The sequence below is a fragment of the Nocardia sputorum genome, assembly GCF_027924405.1.
In the GTDB taxonomy this organism is placed as follows: Bacteria; Actinomycetota; Actinomycetes; order Mycobacteriales; family Mycobacteriaceae; genus Nocardia; species Nocardia sputorum.
In genome coordinates, this window is sequence record NZ_AP026978.1 from 7087831 (window position 1) to 7105249 (window position 17419).

Here is a 17419-nt window from a genome sequence, read left to right on the forward strand (position 1 = left end):
ACCTGCGGTGAGATACTCGATGCCATGCCCGTCGAGCCGTTTCCCCAGTGGCTGCGTCCGCCGCCCGGCGGGTTCGTAGCCGAGGATCTCGATCGCCTGCCAGACCTTCCTCCACACACCGAGTTGATCGACGGGAGTCTCGTCTTCGTGAGTCCGCAGGCGAAGTTCCACATGCTGGCCATAACGTTGCTCGATTCCGTGCTTCGTCGGCTCGCCCCGGAACACCTGCGGGTACGCCGGGAGATGACCGTGACACTGGGACGGGACCAGCGCCCGGAGCCGGACCTGATAGTGATTCACGCCGATCGCGACGGTGGTCCCGAGCTGACCTCGTATCAGGCCGACGATGTCGTACTGGCAGTCGAGGTCGTATCCGCCGAATCGCGGACACGCGATCGAGAGCGCAAACCACAGCTGTATGCCCGGGCGGGCATTGCGCATTTCTGGCGGGTCGAGAACGTCGACGGCCGACCGGTGGCGTATGTCTACGAGCTGGATCCGGCGACGAAAGATTACGCGCTCACCGGTATTCATCACGATCGGCTGAAGCTGACCGTGCCGTTCGATATCGACGTCGACCTCACCGAGATCGACCGGATCTGAAGCCGGTCGCGCGGGCCTGGTCAGGTGAGGCCGGGTCAGGTGAGGCCGGGTCTCAGCGAGCACACGACCGCGCAGCTGCTTGCCGAGCCGACATCGGGTGCACGGTGCCGTGGACGACGAGAAACGACGGCCCGGGTCGCGTCGCGTCATTCGGGCCGTCGGATGTCTGCCGCTAGGTGTTCTTCTTGCGCTTGGTCAGCAGGTAGATGCCGCCGATGATCAGCGCGACCACCAGCAGGCAGCAGATCGCGCCGATGATCAGGCCGCCTCCGCCCCTGCTCTTCTTCTTTTTGGCGGCCAACTCGAGCGCGGAGTTCCACGTGTCGGGGCTGGCCCATACGGTGTGGTCCAGCAGACTCGCGTTCGTCAGCAGGTCAAGGTACATATTCGAACCCCTTTGGTGTAGCGGCCTCCTCCCGGAGCCGAATCTCCAAGGGTAGCGGCCCGATTCGCTCGATGAGAACTCTTCCGGACGAAGGGGCGGTCAGCGGGGTTTCACCAAAGGGAAAGGCAAGGTCTCGCGAATGCTGCGGCCGGTGATCAGCATGACGATCCGGTCCACGCCCATGCCCAGTCCGCCGGTGGGCGGCATCGCGTGCTCGAGCGCCTGCAGGAAGTCCTCGTCGAGTTCCATCGCCTCCGGGTCGCCGTTGGCCGCGAGCAGTGACTGCTCGGTGAGCCTGCGGCGCTGCTCCACCGGGTCGGTGAGTTCGCTGTAGGCGGTGCCCAGTTCGACGCCCCAGGCCACCAGGTCCCAGCGCTCGGTGACGCCGGGGATGCTGCGGTGCTGTCTGGTCAGCGGGGAGACCGAAGTCGGGAAGTCGATGTAGAACGTCGGCTCCTCGGTGCGGGATTCGACCAGGTGCTCGTACATCTCGAGCACCACCTGGCCGGCGTCCCACCCGTGCTGATAAGGCACGCCGGCCTTTTCGCACAGTTCGCGCAGCTCCGCGACACCGGTCTCGGGAGTGATCTGGCTGCCGATCGCCTCCGACACAGCGCCGTGCACTGTCTGCACCCGCCAGTCGCCGGAGATGTCCACCTCCTCGAAGCTGCCGTCGCCGTTGGGCCGCAGGGCCACCATGGCTCCGTTGGCCGCGATCGCGGCATTCTGGATCAGCCTCCGGCAGGTGTGCATCATGCGCTCGTAGTCGCTGTGCGCCTCGTAGGCCTCCAGGATGGTGAACTCGGGGTTGTGGCTGAAGTCGACGCCTTCGTTGCGGAACGTCCGCCCGATCTCGAACACCTTCTCCATGCCGCCGACGCACAGCCGCTTCAGATACAGCTCGGGCGCGATCCGCAGGTAGAGGTCGAGGTCGTAGGCGTTGATGTGGGTGATGAACGGCGTGGCGTTGGCGCCGCCGTGCACCTGCTGGAGGATCGGCGTCTCCACTTCCAGGAAACCGAGCGAGTTCAGCGAGTCCCGCAGCGAGCGCACCACCGCGCTGCGCTTGGCCAGCACCTCGCGGATCTCGGTGTTGATCGCCATGTCGACATAGCGCTGCCGCACCCTGGCCTCGGGATCGGCCAGCCCTTTCCACTTGTCCGGCAACGGGTGCAGGCACTTGCCCAGCATTCGCCAGTCGGCCGCGAGCAGCGAGAGCTCACCGCGCCTGCTCGCCCCGATCTGCCCGCTCACCTCGATCAGATCGCCGAGATCGAAGAACTCGCCGAACTCGGCGCTGCGCGCGGCGCCGACCCGGTCGCGGTCGATGACCAGCTGGATGTCGTCGGTCCAGTCGCGGACCACGGCGAAGATCACGCCGCCGTAGTCGCGGATGCGCAGCAGTCTGCCGCAGACCCGCACCGTGGTGCCCCGGGGCGAACGCCGCGCGTCGGCGACGGTGTGCGTCGGGGGATAGGCGACCGGATAGGGATCGATACCGGCATCGGCCAAGCGCGCCAGTTTGTCCATGCGCACGCGGACCTGTTCGGGCCTGCGCGGCAGTTGCTCCTCGGCCTCCGCCTCGGTGATGTCCGGCGGGCTGCCGTCGGTGTGCAGCCCGGTCACGGTGGCAGGCACCGCGACATGCTCACCGGTGTGGGCGGCGGCGTCGGGTTCCTTGCCGAACCGGGGCAGGAATCCCTCGGCCAGCGCGCTGGCCACCGCGACGCGCGGCAGCTGCCTGCGCTCTTCGAACAGGAAGAAGCGCGGCGCCCAGTACGGCTGGTACTTCACGTTCGATCGATACAGCGCCTCCAGCTGCCACCAGCGGGAGAAGAACAGCAGCACGCCGCGCCACAAGCGCAGCACGGGACCGGCTCCGATCCGCCCGCCTTCCTCGAACACCGAGCGGAATACCGCGAAATTGAGCGACACCTTGGTGATGCCGTACTGCTCGGAGTTCAGCGCGAGCTGCGAGATCATCAGCTCCATCACGCCGTTGGGCCCGCCGGGGTCGCGGCGCATCAACTCCAGCGAGGCGCCCGTGCGGCCCCACGGCACCAGCGACAACATGCCGAGCACCCGATCCTGCGGGTTGACGGCCTCGACCAGCAAACAGTCGCCGTCCAGCGCATCGCCCAAGCGGCCGAGCGCCATGGAGAACCCGCGCTCGGTCTCGGTGTCGCGCCAGGCGTCGGCGCGGGCGATGATCCGGGCGAACTCCTCCGCGGGGATGTCGCGGTGCCTGCGGATACGGACGATGACGCCGTGTTTGCGCAGCCGGTTCGCGGCCTGGCGCACCGGTTTCATCTCCGGCCCCGCCAGCGAGAAGTTCCTGGTGTCCAGAATGGCCTCGTCGCCGAGGCGCAGCGCGGACAGGCCCGCGCGGCGGTAGGCCGTCGCACCGAGTTCGCTCGCGCCCATCACCGCGGGAGCCCACCCGAAACGATCGGCCAAGCGCAGCCAGGCATCGATCGCCTGCGGCCACGCCTCGCGGATGCCGACCGGGTCGCCACTGGCCAGGCACACGCCGAGCTCCACCCGATAGGTCACCGCCGCTTTGCCGCTGGGGGCGAACACCACCGCCTTGTCCCGGCGGGTGGCGAAGTAGCCGAGGGAATCCTCCACGTCCGAGCGGTCCAGCAAACCGCGGATGGCCGACTCGTCGGTACCGGTCATCGCGTTCGCCGCCCGCTGCGAGCGCAGCAGGATGACCACCGCGGCCAGCAGCGCGACCGCGCCGAACAGGCCGAGCAGGAAGTTGACGAACGGCGGCGGATGTCCGTCGAAGTGCTCGTTGTCCGCCAGCACGGCAGCGGTCACGCGATAGACCGCCCACCCCGGTCGCTGCACGCCCTGCGGGAGGCTGCCGGGGAACAATTCCACCAAGCCCCACCCGAGCAGCGCGCCGATGGCCAGGCCGCCGGCCAGCACGCCGAGCGCCTTCCACCCGGCGCCGCGGCGCACCTTGGTGTAGAACTCCGGCCAGGCCGCGACGAGCACACCGATCGTGGCCAGGTGCAGCACCATCGCCACCAGCGCGTGAATACTGCCCCGATCGGCGAAGGTGACGGCGTTGACCACGGCGTAGATCGCGAGATAGCCGACCAGCAACCACCAGGCGATCCGTTTGCGGCTGGCGATCGCGCCTGCCGTCAGCCCGACGACCAACGCCCACATCAGGTTCGTGTCGGGCGCGTCGAAGTAATACGTATCGATATAGCGGCGCGGCACCTGGGTCAGGAAACGCAGGCCGGGTGAGAGGCTCCAGAGGAAGCACAGCACCGCGAATACCCCGAGCGTCAATCCCGCGATATGCGGCACTTCCGAAAGTCGTCCGTGACCCCGGTGGGGAACCGGCGGAGTCGGTTTATCCGCGCGTGGTGCGGTATCGAGGTGTTGCTGGGCTTGCGTGGAGGTCACGGAACCAGTGTGTACGTGAGTGTGTCGGATTTGCCAAGCCTGCGGGGCGCGTGTTTGTGCGGTGTTTGTGCGGGCGGTACTTCGTCGCGACGAGTATGCCGCAGGTCGGAGCCGAACACGAACTTTCCTGATTCCGCGGCGCCCTGCACGACAGGGCCGAGCGAATCGGAGTGAATTTCGATACGTGCGATAGCAGCGATCGGATTTCGGTCGATGCCCGGCGAGGGTTCGAGTTGCTCCGAGATCGCTGGGCGTGTGGGGCGGTGTCCGGCGAGTTGGGGTGAGGGAGTAAGTATTTACCCCATGTCGGAACCAGTCGAAGTACCGATCGATGACGACGTTATTCGGCTCGGCCAGTTTCTGAAGCTGGCCAACCTGATCGACTCGGGTTCGGAGGCGAAGACGGTCATCGCCGCCGGATTGGTGCGGGTGAACGACGAGGTCGAACTGCGGCGCGGGCGGCAACTGCACATCGGCGACGTGGTGGCTCTCGCCGGTCACAAGGCGATCGTGTCCGCCTGACGGCCGGAGCGGTCCGGCCGCGCCGCCGAACCGGCTCAGTCCTCGGCGCGCACCACGATGCCGTCGTGGTCGCTGTAGAGCATGTCGCCGGGCACGAACGTCACCCCGCCGAACTCCACCGGCACATCGCGGTCACCGCTCCCGGTCTGCGTGCTCTTGCGCGGGTTGGTGCCCAGCGCCTTGATACCGATGTCCAGGGTCCGCAAGATGGCGGAGTCGCGAACCGCGCCGTTGACGACGACGCCCGCCCAGCCGTTCTCGACGCCGCGCCCGGCGATGATGTCGCCGACCAATGCCGTATGCACGCTCGCGCCGCCGTCGACCACCAGCACCTTGCCCTCGCCCGGCTCACCGAGCGTCTGCTTCACCAGGAGATTGTCCTGGAAACAGCGGATGGTGGTGATGCGTCCGGAGAACGCCGCCCGCCCGCCGAACTGGATGAACTGCGTATCGCAGCTGCGGATCTCCGGGCCGATCTCGTCGGCCAGGTCGGCGGTGGCGATTACATTCTGCGATTCGGTCACGGTGTTTATTCTCCAGCGCCTGCGGCGCTGGGTGTTCGCGGCCCCCTCATGGCTCGCGTTTGCGCGACCGCCGCTTGCTCCTTCGTCGCGTGCGCGGCGGCCGCGCAAACGCGAGCCGGGTCGCGAACGGCGGATGCTCGGGTCTCGCTTCGCTCGAAACCGGGAGTCGAGGTGCGCTGGGTGCGTGGGGTTCGAAGGTCGGCCCCCGGCACGCGGTTCAGCGTGGCTGGTGGCACGAGACTCCCTCGTCTAGACGGCAGTAACGCGAACGGGAGCTTGGCCGTGAGCGGTGAGGGCTCGACCTCGCTTGCTCGGAAGACGTGGGCAGGTGTGATTGCGGTGGCGCAGGGTCGTCGCTTGCTCATTTGTTGCGGAGCAGGTCGTTCGGGTGTGCTCCTTGGGGGTGACCGGCCGGGTTCGGATTGCCGGGTGGTCGGAGGGGGATGGGGTGGCGCTACCCGGTGGATCGGCTTCGTTCCGTAGGCGTGCACAGGCGGCGCGCGTGGTTGTCAGCGCGCGAGGCGGTGGGCGGCGTTATCGGTGGCCGTAGCGCAGTTCGTACAGGTCGCGGTCGTGTTCGGTGCACTTGCCGTGGTCGACCAGGTCTGGGTTGAGGCCGTGCTGGACCAAGCGGAAGCGGCGCCATACGTAGCTGAGGGCGACCGTGAAGACCACCATCGGGACGATCATCATCACGATCAAGCCGATCTTCAGGGGCATCGGCCCGGGGAACAGCAGCACCAGGGCGAAGAACGGGATGATCGGCCCGAGGAAACGGACGAGATAGCGTTCCATGGCCCCGTGCCCGACGAGGTCGTGGGTGACCCACTCGTGCAGCTCCTCGGGGAGCTCGCGGCCCAGATCGTAGGCGACCCGCTGCCTGAACGTGGGGGTTTGCATATCACAAGGCTATGCCTGTGGTATAAGTCACCGCTAGTTCCCGGCGCGGCTCACCCGCGTCCGTGCCTGCGCTCGTAGTCGAGCCGTTCGCGCTCGTCGCGGCGACGGGCGTCGGCGTCGGCGAGCGCGGGGTCGAGACCGTGCTTGATCAGCCGATGGCGCCGGTAGACGTACAGCAGCGCCACCGTGAAGTAGATCAACGGGATGTACAACAGCGCCATCATCGCCAGACCCATCCACAACGGGCCGGGCAGCAGCAGGAAGAGCATGAGCACCGGAAGCACGGGCACCAGGAATCGCACCAGATAGCGCCGCGTGGCCCCGGGCCCGACCAGGTCGTCTCGCACCCAGTCGGACATCGATTCCGGCAGGGTACGGCCGAAGATATAGCCGACCCGTTGGCCGAACGAGGGGGAAGCGCGCACGCCTCCAGCATCCCGACTCCGCAATCACCCGCGCAACTACGCCCCACCCGCTTCGCGGAACGCGACCGGACCAAGATTGCGGCCATCGTCCCGCCTCATGGCCACCGCCGGTGGACTCTGGATCGATAGCGCGGCCGGGCATACGACATCTCCTGACGTAACTGCTCGCCCTGCCGGCCGATGGCGCGGTACCAGTCACTGACCGCGAACACTCAGCGCCGCAGGCGCTGAAAACCCAACACAGTCGCGGCCGATCAAACACGTCCCGCATGGAACGCGGCGATCTGCGTAACCAGGTTGTGCGTCGTGTGCTGCACGGCGATCTTCACGAACGGTTCGATGGTCTTACCGAGGGCTCGCCCCGCCAGGCCGCCGGGCACTCGGAAGTCCACGATCGCGTCGACGGTGCACAAGTCGTCGCCCTTGGCGTGGAACAGGAACGTGGATTCGACGTCGAAACCCTTGATCGACTCGACGCCGATCGCGAAGTTCTCCTCCCACCGAATCACCCGGATCCGCGATTTCAGTGCGGCGGGACCCAGCTTCATGTGCCCATCGAACGTGGCGCCGACCCCTTCGGTCTGCTCGCCGACCGGAGTGAAGGACTGGATGCCGTGCAGGAATCGCGACAGGTTCCGGTAATCGTTCACATAGGCGAACGCTGACTCGGCCGAGGCCACGCAATCCTCGACGATCTTCACTTCGGTCATGCGCAGACCCTAACCGGGGCGGGCCGATCCGGCTCAGGCTGTCACCGCCAAGGTGGCGGCGAGGCCGAAGGCGAGCGCCATCACGATCACCTCGGCTATCGCGCGGCGCAGCGAGTCGTCGGCGTCCATCCGGTGGTCGGCCGCCTTCGGCACCCAACTGCGCCGCCACCACCAGCCGAGAGCGAGCAAGCCGAGCAGCACCACGGTCTTGGCGAGCAGGATCCGGCCGTAGCCGGTGCCGACGAACGGAGCTACCCCTCCGACCCGGATCAGCCCGTTGAGCAGCCCCGTCACCGCCACGATCGCCACCAGGGGCAGCGCCACCGCCGAATACCTCGGCAGCACCACCGCCCACTCGCCGCGGGTCCGCACGACCAGTGCCAGCGCGATCAGCAACCCGAACCAGGCGCCCGCCGCCAGCGCGTGCACCGCGGCGAGCACCGACCCGAACGCCTGCTGCGACATGTGTCCGGTGATCGGCCGCAACGCCAGCGCGACCGCGGCGAACACCAGCACCAGATCCGCGGAGGCGGACCCGGGTCGCCGGAAGGCGAGCGCCGACCCGCAGGCCACCGTCGCGACGCCGGCCAGGATCGCGATCCCGATCTGCCCGCCGCTGACGTCGACCAGATAGGTGCCGAACTCCTCGGCGCCGAGTTCGCGTACCGGAACGCCGACCACCTCGGCTGCCTCGAAGATCAGCACGGCGAATTCCGCGACCGCCCAGATTCCGGCGAGCACCGCCAGCAGCCGCCACGGTGTCGTCAACCGCGGCGTCACGCGGGGCAGGGCCGCCAATCCCAGTGCGGTCGCCCCGACACCGTCGGCCACCACCCGGACCACGGCCTCACCGGGCAGCGGACTCGGCAGGATCAGCACCCAGGCGAGTGCGACGCCGAGCAATCCGGCCGGGAAGGCCAGGAGCAGCGCGGGCCAGGGCGTTCGGCCGGGAGCGCGCCGCGCGCCGCCTCGGCCGCCGGTCTTCACGTCGCTCACCGCTTCTGGTCGCGGCTCCTGCCGCCGAACAACGCGAACGCGAGTCCGCCACCGAACAGGACCACCGCCCCGGCGACGAACACCCACAGCGGAATTCCGTCCGAGCCGTCGGAGCTGTCGTGCGCCTTCGCGTTCGGTTTCGGTCCCGGCGTGCCGTTGCCCGGCTTGCTGAGCGTGAAGTGCCGTTTGCCGCTGACGGGGTGTCCGTCGGCCGAGGTCACCCGGTAGGCGATGGTGTATTCGCCGACCGGCCCCAACTCGCCCAGGACGACGCTCACCGTATTGCCTTCGACCACGGGGTCGCCCTTGGACCAGAGGTTGCCGTCCGGTCCGACGACGGTGAGCGACGGGAAGCTGGGCTGCAGTGCCTCGTTGAACGCCACGCTGGCGCGCTCGGGCCCGGCGTCCACTGTCGCGTTGTCGTCCGGGACGCTTCCGGTGGCCGCGGAGTGCGCGGCGGCGACCCCGGTTGCGGCGATACCGAATCCGAGCAGGAACAGGCCCGTGACAAGGGCGGCGAGGAGTCGGCGGTTCATGAGCGACGTCCGCGAACGACATTGCCGAGGCCGAGCGCGACACCGAGCAGGCCGAGCGCGAGGCCGATCCCGCCGAGCCAGCGGGCCGTCTCGTCCTCGTGCTCGGAGTCCTCGTCCGCGGCTTCGCTGCTCACTTTGTGCCCGTCCCCATCCTCTTTCCCGGGGGCCAAGGTGACCGACGGGGCCGGATGTTCGGGTTCGTCGCCGTCCTTCTCGACCGGTTGGTCCCAGCTGACCACCTTGCCGTCGGAATAGGTCTGCTTGGCGGGGAAGCTCACCGAATCCTGCGCGGGCAGGGGGCCGAGGGACACCGCGAAGCGCTGGAACTGACCGGGCGGGATACCCGGCGCGCCGGGATCGGCGGTCCAGGTGATCGCGGTGATCTCCTTCTTGTCGTTGCGTTCGACCTTGGCCGACCATCCCGGAATCGGCTCGGTCCGCGCCGATTTGAGATTGGGCAGGGTGACGGTGAGCGCTGTAGTGCCCGCGGTATCCGATTCGGTGGGCACCCGGAAGGTGGCGACGGCGTATCCGCCTTGTGTCGCGCCGGGAGCGTCCACCGTGACGTGGGCGGCGGCGGTGCCGCCCGCGAGGAGGACGAGTGCCGTTGTCGTGACGGTCGTTCCGACGGCGCGCGAAAGAGAGCTGTGCATGCTGAAGCTTCCTGTGCGAAGGTACATGGGTGTCGGGCGGTCAGGCCGACACCGGCGGCGCGCGCGGGCCGAGCGCACCGAGCGGAGCACAGCGATAGGGCGGAAGGCCGGAATCCGGCCAGAGCGGCGCGCCGACGATCCGTGCCCTCCGCGGCGGCGCGAGTATCGCGCGAAGTGCGCCGGAGGCGGCGGCGTAGAGCCGCTCGGTGAGCACGATCAGCGCCGCGCAGGCGGCAGTCGCGACGATGTGCGCGAGCAGCATCCCTCCGGTCGGCAATGGGGATGACGTTGCGCTGGAGCCGCTTTCGGTGTGGTCGTGGCCGAGCAGAACCGACAGCGCGACGTGGCTCAGCAGCTGACCGGCGCCGAGCGACCCGGCCACGACGCACGGGTGCGCCCGCAGGGTTCCCGCGGCCGAACCGAATCCGGCGGCGATCAGCAGCAGCAACGTCAGTTCGGTGGTGCGCGGCGCACCTCCGCCCGCCGCCCCGTGCGCCGCCACGGCCAAGACGCCGACGAGCACGCCGACCAGGCCACCACGCAGGTGGCCGGTGATCGGGTGCGGGGACATCGGGACGGGGACGCTCAGCGCACGCCGAGCCGGGCCAGGATGTCGGACTCGATCCCGGACAGTTCGTGGGAGATGGACGCGTGCACCGAACGGCGGCGGTTGGCAGGCATCTGGTCGGAGGTGTGCACCGCCGCCGTCAGACTGCCGAGACGGTCCTTGGTGGCGGTGACGAACTTCTGCGTCTCGCCTTTGTCCTTGCCGTCCTGCGCGCCGATCTTCGCCAGGGCCGCTTCGGCATTCGTGATGCGCGCCTGCAGTTTGGCGCCGTGTCCGCTGAAGTCGCCGAGCTGGTCGATGCCCACGCCGAGTTGCTGGGCGCGGCGGGTGTCCAACTGCCCGCGCAGGAAGGTGGCGCCGCGGTAGGCGAGCGGGGCGAGCACCGGGATGAGCACCCGCGCCACGCCGAGATACTTCTTCACCTGGCCGGCGCTGAACGGATCGCGTTCGGCCTTGGCGGCCACCTTCAGCGCGGCCTTCTCCTCCGCCTGGAACGCCGCGATCTGCGCTTTGGCCACCTTGCGCTGGGTGCGGGCCTCGGCGCGGCGTGCCTTGCGGTCGTTCTTCGCGGCGAGCTTGGCCTCGATCGCGGCCTTGTGCTTGAGGGCTTTCGCCTCGGCCCTGCGGCTCGGCCGCCGCTTGCGCTTCGTGAACAACCCCATCGAAGGCCCTCCGTCATGCTGGTTCGCCATGGCAGTACGACGCCGGGGAAGCCCGTCCGCCCATGTCACACGCTTTGCCGCTACCCTATCGGGTCCCCGGTCTCAGCTGCGAGGGTAGTGCGGCCCCCGCACTCCGCACCTGCCGAAGCGGCATCACCTCGGTCGACCGAACTTTCGGCCCCGAGCGAGCCGGCCAGATATCTCGCGTCCCTGCTGCCTGCGCTGGATGCGGCGATTACCACCTGACGCAACCACCCACCTGAACTCCCGGTTTCGAGCGGAGCGAGACCGAGCATGCGCCGTTCGCGGCCCGGCTCGCGTTCGAGCGGCCGCCGCGTCCGCGACGAAGTCGCCAGCGGCGGTCGCTCGAACGCGAGCCATGAGGGGGCCGCGAACACCCAGCGCCGCAGGCGCTGGAAATTTAATACTGTCGGGGGTAGGGACCATACTGCTTAGCGTGGATTCGGACATCGGTGACCGGGATGGTCGCAAGCGCAACGGAACGGCCGTGGATCGGGCCACCGACGTGCCGACCGCCTTCATCGATGCCAGGGCGCTGATCGGCTGCCGCCATCGGCTGCATCTGGACGCCGCGCACCCCGGCGCGCTGGCGGGCGTCGTGGAGGACGCGGGCGTACGCCAGCGGCGGGACGCCGCCGCCGCGCACCGCGCCCGGGTGCGCGACGCGCTGGTCGGCGCCGATCCCGACGCCTGGGTGGTGATCGATCCCGGTCTACGCGCCACCGAGCGCGCCGAAGCGACTATGCGCGCGTGCGAAGCCGGCACGCGGCACATCTGGGGCGGACTGCTACCGCAGGAGCCGGACACCGGCAGGCGCGGCGGCTCGGAGATCCTGTTGCGCGACGCCGACCGCGGCGGGTACATCCCGGTCATCGTGGTGAACCACAAGGTGACCGACCCGCGTCAGCCCGAACCGGCCGACTTCCACCCCACCACCTCCGACCCTTACCACTGGAATCCGCGACCGGACCCGCACCGCAAGCTGCGGCAGCAGCCCCGCGACCAACAGCGGCTCGCCCATCTGCACCGGATGCTGCAACGTCACGGTCTGGCCAGTCCCGCGCTGCTCGGCGGTGTCATCGGCTTCGACTTCGATCGCATCCTGGTCCACGATCTGGCCCCGCTGCTGGCCGATTACGACCGTCGTTACGCCGACCGGATCGCGGTGGTGCGCGGGGAGCTGCCGACCGTCCCCTCCAAGGTGCCGGAGTGCAGGCAGTGCCCGTGGTGGACGCGCGGCATCGAGGGCCCGAGCTGTGAGGACTGGCTGATCGAGCACCGCGACGTCAGCCTGGTGGCGCCCGGCTCGCGGGCGGACGTGCTGCGCAGGCACAACGTCGAGACGATCGACGAGCTCGCCGCCTGGGTGGGGGAGGATCCCGAGGATTGGCAGCACGGCCCGTTCGACGAGGCCGTGGTCACGGCGCGGGCGTGGATCGCGGGCGCGCCGGTGGTGCGGCGAGTCGAGCGCGTGCGGGTGCGGCGGGCGGACGTGGAGGTCGACGTCGACCTGGAGAGTTTCCAGGAATACGGCGCCTACCTCTGGGGGACGCTGCTGAACGGTGTCTACCGCCCATTCGTCACCTGGGATCCGCTGCCCACCGAGGACGAGGGCCGCTCCTTCGGCGAGTTCTGGACCTGGTTGATGACGGTGCGCGCCGAGGCGGCCGCGGCGGGCAAGACGTTTGCGGCGTATTGCTATTCGCGCACCGCCGAGGACAAGTGGCTGTACGAATCGGCGCGCCGGTTCGCGGGCCGACCGGGCGTGCCGACGGTGGAGCAGGTGCGCGCGTTCGTGGACGGGCCGCAGTGGGTGGACATGTTCCAGGCCGTCTCCGACCAGTTCATCTGCCCGAACGGCAAGGGGCTGAAGAAGATCGCGCCGGTCGCCGGGTTCTCGTGGCGCGACCCCGAGGCGGGCGGCGAGGCGTCGATGAGCTGGTATCGGCTCGCGGTCGGCTACGACGGCGCCGCGCCGGATGCGACCCAGCGCACCCGGTTGCTGGAGTACAACGAGGACGACGTCCGCGCCACCCAGGTGCTGCGCGAGTGGATGACGAACCGCGCCGACGCCGAGGTCCCCGGTCTCGCCGACTTCCCGCCGCTTTCCGATCCGCGGTCGCCCGAGGCCGTCGCGGGTTACGCGGTGGTGCCTCCTTCGACTCCCTAGCCGGCGCGCAGCGGTACCATCGCGACGTGACAGAGCACGTCGAACAACTCGAGTTCCAGGCAGAGACCCATCAGCTGCTCGAGCTGATGATCCATTCCGTCTACTCCAACAAGGACACCTTCCTGCGGGAGCTGATCTCGAATTCCTCCGACGCGCTGGACAAGCTGCGGCTGGAGTCCTTCCGGGACAAGGATCTGCACGTCGATACCTCCGACTTGCACATCGAGCTGGAGGTCGACAAGGACAACCGGATCCTGACCGTGCGGGACAACGGCATCGGCATGTCGCGCGCCGAGGTCGTCGACCTGATCGGCACCCTCGCCAAGTCCGGTACCGCCGAGCTGCGCAAGAAGCTGAACGAGGCCAAGTCCGAGGCGGCGGCCGAGGAGCTGATCGGCCAGTTCGGCATCGGTTTCTACTCGACTTTCATGGTGGCCGACAAGGTCACGCTCACCACCCGCCGGGCGGGGGAGACCACCGGCACCCGGTGGGAGTCGAGTGCGGGCAGCTCCACCTACACGATCGAAGAACTCGACGAAGCCCCGCAGGGCACGTCGGTCGCGCTGCACCTCAAGCCGGTGGACGAGGAGGATCACCTCTTCGACTACACGCTGGAATGGAAGCTGCGGGAGATCGTCAAGAAGTACTCCGACTTCATCGCGTGGCCGATCCGCATGCAGGTCGAGCGGACCGTCACCGAGGGCGAGGGTGCGGACGCCAAGGAGACGACCGTCCTCGAGGACCAGACGCTCAACTCGATGAAAGCGCTGTGGACGCGCCCGAAGAGCGAGGTCTCCGACGAGGAGTACAAGGAGTTCTACAAGCACGTCAGCCACGGCTGGGACGATCCGCTGGAGATCATCCCGTTGAAGGCCGAGGGCACCTTCGAGTACCAGGCGTTGCTGTTCATCCCCTCGCACGCGCCGTTCGACCTGTTCACCCGCGAGCACAAGCGCGGCGTGCAGCTCTACGTGAAGCGCGTGTTCATCATGGACAACTGCGAAGAGCTCATGCCGGAGTATCTGCGCTTCGTCAAGGGCGTGGTGGACGCGCAGGACCTGTCGCTCAACGTCTCCCGCGAGATCCTGCAGCAGGACCGGCAGATCCAGATGATCCGCAAGCGCCTGGTGAAGAAGGTGCTGTCCACGGTCAAGGATCTGCAGGGCGCCGAGGACCAGACCAGCTACCAGACCTTCTGGAAGGAGTTCGGCCGCGTCCTGAAGGAGGGTCTGCTCTCGGATTTCGACAACCGCGAGACGATCCTGCAGGTCTCCTCGTTCGCCTCGACGCACTCCGATACCGAACTGACCACGCTGGCGCAGTATGTGGAGCGGATGCCCGAGGGGCAGGACACGATCTACTACATGACCGGCGAGACCCGTCAGCAGGTCGAGAGCTCCCCGCACTTGGAGGCGTTCAAGGCCAAGGGCCGCGAGGTGCTGATCCTGACCGATCCGGTCGACGAGATGTGGGTCGGTTCGGTGCCGGAGTTCGACGGCAAGGCGTTCCAGTCCATCGCCAAGGGCGAGGTCGATCTGGAGACCGAGGAGGAGAAGAAGGCCTCCGAGGCGCTGCGCGAGCAGCAGGACAAGGACTTCGCCGATGTCCTGACCTGGCTGGGCAAGACGCTGGAGCAGAACGTCAAGGAGGTGCGTCTGACCAACCGGCTCACCACCTCCCCGGCCTGCCTGGTCGGCGACGTCTTCGACTTCACGCCGATGCTGGAGCGGATGTACCGCGCGTCGGGCCAGGCGTTGCCGGAGAGCAAGCGCATTCTGGAGCTCAACCCGACCCACCCGCTGGTCACCGGCCTGCGCGATGCGTACGCGGCGAAGAAGGACGAGGCCGACGCGGGTACGGCGACCGAGCTGTCGGAAACCGCCGAACTGCTGTTCGGCACGGCGGTGCTCGCCGAGGGCGGTGAACTGAAGGATCCGGCGCACTTCGCCCATATCCTCACCGATCGGCTCACCCGCACCTTGTGACATCGCCCGCGACCGGAGGACCACGCCGTTGTCCTCCGGTCGCGGCCGGTGCGGTCGGCGGTATTTCGGCCATTTCTCGGCTACGGTGACCGCCGAGATGGCATATTCGCAGGACTGGGGAGTTCGCCCCCGGGTGGCGCGGTTAGATGTGGATGTCTGAAAGGATTGTCACAACATGTCCGCAAACCCGCTTGCCGTGTCCGAGCCGTGGGATCTGGTCGCCGACGGATACGCAGAGTTCGCACCCGCCATCATGCAGCCGTTCGCGGTGCGGGCGCTCGAGTTCGCGTCGTTGTCGCCCACATCGCACATCGTGGATGTGGCGGCGGGGCCGGGCACGCTCAGCTTGCCGGCCGCGGGCCAGGTGGCGCAGGTCGAGGCGCTGGATTTCGCGGAGTCGATGATCGCGCGTCTGGCGAAGGACGCCGCCGCCGCCGGGCTGACGAACATTCGCGCGAGGGTGGGCGACGGCCAGGATCTGCCGTACGAATCCGACCGCTTCGACGCGGGGTTCTCCATGTTCGGCCTGATGTTCTTCCCGGATCGCGCCCGCGGGTTCGCCGAACTGTTCCGCGTGCTGCGGCCGGGTGGCACCGCGGTGGTGTCGAGCTGGGCGCCGATCGCGGACTCGCCGCTGATGCGGATGATGTTCGGCGCCTTGGCCGCGGCCGACCCGAACATCCAAGAGCCGCAACCGAACTTCCTGAGCCTGGAGAATCCCGAGGTCTTCGAATCGGAGATGCGCGGCGCGGGCTTCGAAGCCGTGTCCATCCAGCGGCATTCGATCGCGCTGACCTTCGGCGACCCCGAGGAGATGTGGGAAACCATGGTGCGCAGCAGCGCCCCGCTGGAACTCATGCGCCACAGCGTGAGCGCGGAGGAGTGGGCTCGGCGCGCCGCCGTCATGAAAAGGTTCCTGGCCGAGAAATACCGGCCGAACTCCCCGTTGTCCACCACGGCGTACCTCGGCATCGGTCACAAGCCGCAGGCGTGACAGACGACAGCGCGCGACTCTTCCGAGGAAGAGCCGCGCGCTGCCGGGAGAGCGGAACGGAATTACCGCGGCGCCATGCGCAGTGCGCCGTCCATGCGGATCGTCTCGCCGTTCAGGTAGTCGTGCTCGACGATGTACTGCGACAGCTGCGCGTACTCGTCCGGACGGCCCAGCCGGGACGGGAAGGGCACGCCCGCCTCGAGGCCCTTGCGGTACTCCTCGGTGACGCCGGCCAGCATCGGGGTGTCGATGATGCCGGGGGCGATGGTGTTCACCCGGATGCCGAACTGAGCCAGGTCACGCGCGGCCGGGACGGTCATGCCGTGCACGCCGCCCTTGGACGCGGAGTAGGCGATCTGACCGATCTGGCCCTCGAAGGCGGCGACCGAGGCGGTGTTGATGATGACGCCGCGCTGGCCGTACTCGTCCACGGCGTCGGTCTTGGCGATCGCGTCGGCGGCCAGCCGCATGACGTTGAAGGTGCCGAGCAGGTTAACCGTGATGACCGTGCGGAACAGCTCCAGGTCGTGCGGGCCGTTCTTGGACAGGATGCGGCCCGCCCAGCCGACACCGGCGCAGTTGACCACGATGCGCAACGGCGCGCCGGACTCGGCGACCTGCGCGACGGCCGCGCTGACCTCGTCATTGCTGGTGACATCGGCGGGAATGAGGGTGACCCCGGCGGGTACATTGTCGCCGGCGCGCTCGATCGACTGCGGTACATCGAGTCCGAAGACGGTGGCGCCGAGCTCGGCGAAACGCTTGGCGGTGGCGGCGCCGAGGCCCGATGCGCCTCCGGTGACAATGGCGGCGGAACCCGAAATCTCCACGATGGTCCTCTCGTTTGTGACAGCCAGTTGGCCTTTCGTCAATTGCACCCTAACCGGTGCTCGGCGCGCGGCCCCGCATGGCTCCCGCGACTCGTTACCGATCGGTGTTCCCGGCGCGCCCCCTGTCCGGCCGGACGATAGAACCGACCGCGCAGAATGGAACAGCCCAGTCAGCTCGACCGAACACCGGAGTCTCCGTATGACCGAATCGGCCCTCAGCGCACGTCTGCCCCGCGGGAGGCACGGCCTGCCGCGGGAGCAGGTGATCGCCTCGCAGCGCGAGCGGATCCTCGTCGCGACGGCGGAGGCCATGGCCGAGAACGGTTACATCGGAACGTCTGTCGCGGCGATCCTCAAGCGGGCGGGCGTGTCGCGGGAGACGTTCTACGAGCAGTTCCGTTCCAAAGAGGACTGTTTCGAGGCGGCCTATCAGCGCGCGGTGCAGTTGTTGCTGGACCGGATCGCCGAGGCCACCGAACAGGAGGAGGCCGCGCCTGGGCAAGGCGACAGCG

General features: G+C 68.2%; 17 protein-coding genes and 1 pseudogene. 6 read left to right on the plus strand and 12 right to left on the minus strand.

The genetic code is table 11. The annotated features are described in order from the left end of the window. Nucleotides 1-24: 24 nt before the first annotated feature. A complete protein-coding gene (locus QMG86_RS31925; RefSeq protein WP_281876596.1) occupies nucleotides 25-603 on the plus strand; it encodes a Uma2 family endonuclease in 579 nt (192 codons plus the stop codon). A gap of 172 nt (nucleotides 604-775) precedes the next feature. Here the strand turns inward: QMG86_RS31925 and QMG86_RS31930 are convergent, their stop codons facing one another. Further along, nucleotides 776-988, minus strand: coding sequence for a hypothetical protein (locus QMG86_RS31930; protein WP_062967019.1), 213 nt, complete (start codon nucleotides 986-988; stop codon nucleotides 776-778). Between the two features lie 99 nt (nucleotides 989-1087). Further along, the gene (gene lysX / locus QMG86_RS31935) at nucleotides 1088-4411 is read right to left on the minus strand and encodes a bifunctional lysylphosphatidylglycerol synthetase/lysine--tRNA ligase LysX (RefSeq protein WP_434086134.1); all 3324 of its coding nucleotides are present in this window, start codon (nucleotides 4409-4411) and stop codon (nucleotides 1088-1090) included. Nucleotides 4412-4714: 303 nt separating this feature from the next. On the opposite strand from lysX, the gene QMG86_RS31940 reads away from it, so the two are divergent. Next, entirely contained in the window at nucleotides 4715-4933 is a 219-nt protein-coding gene (locus QMG86_RS31940) for an RNA-binding S4 domain-containing protein (protein ID WP_039794186.1), read from the plus strand. 35 nt (nucleotides 4934-4968) lie between these two features. Here QMG86_RS31940 and rraA read toward each other — a convergent pair whose 3' ends face one another. From rraA to QMG86_RS31985, 9 genes are all read right to left on the minus strand, one after another. Beyond that, nucleotides 4969-5457 carry a ribonuclease E activity regulator RraA gene (gene rraA / locus QMG86_RS31945; RefSeq protein WP_281876597.1) on the minus strand — a complete coding sequence of 163 codons (489 nt, stop codon included), beginning with the start codon at nucleotides 5455-5457 and terminating at the stop codon, nucleotides 4969-4971. A 534-nt stretch (nucleotides 5458-5991) separates the two neighbouring features. Further along, nucleotides 5992-6357 (minus strand): DUF5313 family protein, encoded by a 366-nt coding sequence (locus tag QMG86_RS31950; RefSeq protein WP_195085088.1) that lies wholly within the window; start codon nucleotides 6355-6357, stop codon nucleotides 5992-5994. A gap of 50 nt (nucleotides 6358-6407) precedes the next feature. Further along, nucleotides 6408-6716: a DUF5313 family protein gene (locus tag QMG86_RS31955; RefSeq protein ID WP_281881229.1), complete on the minus strand. Its 309-nt coding sequence runs from the start codon at nucleotides 6714-6716 to the stop codon at nucleotides 6408-6410. 320 nt (nucleotides 6717-7036) lie between these two features. Further along, nucleotides 7037-7492: an SRPBCC family protein gene (locus QMG86_RS31960; protein WP_281876598.1), complete on the minus strand. Its 456-nt coding sequence runs from the start codon at nucleotides 7490-7492 to the stop codon at nucleotides 7037-7039. 33 nt (nucleotides 7493-7525) lie between these two features. Continuing rightward, entirely contained in the window at nucleotides 7526-8479 is a 954-nt protein-coding gene (locus tag QMG86_RS31965; protein ID WP_281881231.1) for a CopD family protein, read from the minus strand. A 5-nt stretch (nucleotides 8480-8484) separates the two neighbouring features. After that, nucleotides 8485-9024, minus strand: coding sequence for a copper resistance CopC family protein (locus QMG86_RS31970; RefSeq protein WP_281876600.1), 540 nt, complete (start codon nucleotides 9022-9024; stop codon nucleotides 8485-8487). After that, nucleotides 9021-9677 (minus strand): YcnI family copper-binding membrane protein, encoded by a 657-nt coding sequence (locus QMG86_RS31975; RefSeq protein WP_281876601.1) that lies wholly within the window; start codon nucleotides 9675-9677, stop codon nucleotides 9021-9023. The genes QMG86_RS31970 and QMG86_RS31975 overlap by 4 nt, the downstream gene beginning before the upstream one ends. A 40-nt stretch (nucleotides 9678-9717) precedes the next feature. Next, a complete protein-coding gene (locus QMG86_RS31980; RefSeq protein ID WP_281876602.1) occupies nucleotides 9718-10248 on the minus strand; it encodes a hypothetical protein in 531 nt (176 codons plus the stop codon). A 14-nt stretch (nucleotides 10249-10262) separates the two neighbouring features. Next, nucleotides 10263-10907, minus strand: a complete 645-nt coding sequence (locus QMG86_RS31985) for a DUF6474 family protein (protein ID WP_281876603.1) — start codon at nucleotides 10905-10907, stop codon at nucleotides 10263-10265. A gap of 379 nt (nucleotides 10908-11286) precedes the next feature. On the opposite strand from QMG86_RS31985, the gene QMG86_RS31990 reads away from it, so the two are divergent. The 3 genes from QMG86_RS31990 (at nucleotide 11287) to QMG86_RS32000 (ending at nucleotide 16077) form a co-directional block, all read left to right on the plus strand. Next, entirely contained in the window at nucleotides 11287-13098 is a 1812-nt protein-coding gene (locus QMG86_RS31990) for a TM0106 family RecB-like putative nuclease (protein WP_281876604.1), read from the plus strand. A 26-nt stretch (nucleotides 13099-13124) separates the two neighbouring features. Next, nucleotides 13125-15083 (plus strand): molecular chaperone HtpG, encoded by a 1959-nt coding sequence (gene htpG, locus QMG86_RS31995; protein WP_281876605.1) that lies wholly within the window; start codon nucleotides 13125-13127, stop codon nucleotides 15081-15083. A 175-nt stretch (nucleotides 15084-15258) separates the two neighbouring features. Continuing rightward, complete coding sequence (locus tag QMG86_RS32000; protein WP_281876607.1) at nucleotides 15259-16077, plus strand: class I SAM-dependent methyltransferase; 819 nt, start codon at nucleotides 15259-15261, stop codon at nucleotides 16075-16077. A gap of 62 nt (nucleotides 16078-16139) precedes the next feature. On the opposite strand, the gene QMG86_RS32005 is transcribed toward QMG86_RS32000, so the two are convergent. Continuing rightward, the gene (locus tag QMG86_RS32005) at nucleotides 16140-16907 is read right to left on the minus strand and encodes an SDR family NAD(P)-dependent oxidoreductase (RefSeq protein WP_063019304.1); all 768 of its coding nucleotides are present in this window, start codon (nucleotides 16905-16907) and stop codon (nucleotides 16140-16142) included. Nucleotides 16908-17217: 310 nt separating this feature from the next. On the opposite strand from QMG86_RS32005, the pseudogene QMG86_RS32010 reads away from it, so the two are divergent. Further along, nucleotides 17218-17274 (plus strand): annotated as a pseudogene (locus QMG86_RS32010) (hypothetical protein); the annotation flags it as partial. Between the last annotated feature and the right edge of the window lie 145 nt (nucleotides 17275-17419).

Bases quoted from the DNA above. Each gene is read 5' to 3' on its own strand.
- QMG86_RS31970 (WP_281876600.1), bottom strand. From the start codon at position 9,024: ATGAACCGCCGACTCCTCGCCGCCCTTGTCACGGGCCTGTTCCTGCTC.
- QMG86_RS31960 (WP_281876598.1), bottom strand. From the start codon at position 7,492: ATGACCGAAGTGAAGATCGTCGAGGATTGCGTGGCCTCGGCCGAGTCA.
- QMG86_RS32000 (WP_281876607.1), top strand. From the start codon at position 15,259: ATGTCCGCAAACCCGCTTGCCGTGTCCGAGCCGTGGGATCTGGTCGCC.
- QMG86_RS31990 (WP_281876604.1), top strand. From the start codon at position 11,287: ATGAGGGGGCCGCGAACACCCAGCGCCGCAGGCGCTGGAAATTTAATA.
- QMG86_RS31955 (WP_281881229.1), bottom strand. From the start codon at position 6,716: ATGTCCGACTGGGTGCGAGACGACCTGGTCGGGCCCGGGGCCACGCGG.
- QMG86_RS31950 (WP_195085088.1), bottom strand. From the start codon at position 6,357: ATGCAAACCCCCACGTTCAGGCAGCGGGTCGCCTACGATCTGGGCCGC.
- QMG86_RS31975 (WP_281876601.1), bottom strand. From the start codon at position 9,677: ATGCACAGCTCTCTTTCGCGCGCCGTCGGAACGACCGTCACGACAACG.
- QMG86_RS31985 (WP_281876603.1), bottom strand. From the start codon at position 10,907: ATGGGGTTGTTCACGAAGCGCAAGCGGCGGCCGAGCCGCAGGGCCGAG.
- QMG86_RS31980 (WP_281876602.1), bottom strand. From the start codon at position 10,248: ATGTCCCCGCACCCGATCACCGGCCACCTGCGTGGTGGCCTGGTCGGC.
- QMG86_RS31925 (WP_281876596.1), top strand. From the start codon at position 25: ATGCCCGTCGAGCCGTTTCCCCAGTGGCTGCGTCCGCCGCCCGGCGGG.
- QMG86_RS31930 (WP_062967019.1), bottom strand. From the start codon at position 988: ATGTACCTTGACCTGCTGACGAACGCGAGTCTGCTGGACCACACCGTA.
- QMG86_RS31940 (WP_039794186.1), top strand. From the start codon at position 4,715: ATGTCGGAACCAGTCGAAGTACCGATCGATGACGACGTTATTCGGCTC.